At 32.1% G+C, this 697-nt stretch carries 2 protein-coding genes; both read right to left on the bottom strand.

Annotated elements, in window-relative coordinates:
• Nucleotides 1–9: 9 nt before the first annotated feature.
• Entirely contained in the window at nucleotides 10–348 is a 339-nt protein-coding gene (locus A6E03_RS16320; RefSeq protein WP_065601297.1) for a hypothetical protein, read from the bottom strand.
• A 28-nt stretch (nucleotides 349–376) separates the two neighbouring features.
• Nucleotides 377–655, bottom strand: a complete 279-nt coding sequence (locus A6E03_RS16315) for a hypothetical protein (RefSeq protein WP_065601296.1) — start codon at nucleotides 653–655, stop codon at nucleotides 377–379.
• Nucleotides 656–697: the final 42 nt, after the last annotated feature.

Raw genomic sequence — 697 nt, 5'->3', positions numbered from 1 at the left:
ATGCATTTGTTATAACCGTTCTAATGGTTGCTCAACTTGTTTCTTTGATTCTAGAATTTGTTCGTTGACGGGACTCAAAGCCCAACCAACAGCTAGACCTAAAAAGAAAATAAAAAGACGGACTAATGTTGGACGTACAAACCATTCTTTAAACTTAGTTGGTTTATTCCTCGTTAAATGATCCAAAGCAATAATTGTAGGCTTAAGATGTGTTGATTTTGAATCGTAGATTTCACCATAATATTCAATTAAAAAATCTGACGCTTTCTTATGATCTATTTTTGTAATATTTGGGTTTAATGCTATTTTTAAATGTTCTTTAACACTTTCATTCGTAAACTTAGGCAATGATATTCTCCTTTATTTGTCCATTCGATTATGCTCGATACTCATGTAACTGAATAGGAATGCTGTCTGCTGTTTGGAAAATATGAATTACATTGGAACCATCTTTCTGTATCGTTCCGAAATGACCTTTTGCATCTTCCAGTAAAATAACATCCGCGGCATCTTCAGAAAATGCTAACGAGTTTACTTTGAGTAAAACTAAGTTTGGTGTGATTAAAAACAAATTAATTACATCATCAATAGATACCACATCAGAATCAAATAACTTATTCAGTTCATTATTATTTTTTACATTATGTACAACCATATGTACTCCTATATTTCCCCACTGAGGTTATAACGCCTGCAT

It is taken from the genome of Aliivibrio sp. 1S128 (assembly GCF_001691065.1).
GTDB lineage: Bacteria > Pseudomonadota > Gammaproteobacteria > Enterobacterales > Vibrionaceae > Aliivibrio.
This window is presented reverse-complemented; position numbering and strand designations above follow the sequence as displayed.

What these genes read in the sequence shown, in the direction of transcription:
- A6E03_RS16315 (WP_065601296.1), bottom strand. Translation starts at nt 655, where the DNA reads ATGGTTGTACATAATGTAAAAAATAATAATGAACTGAATAAGTTATTT.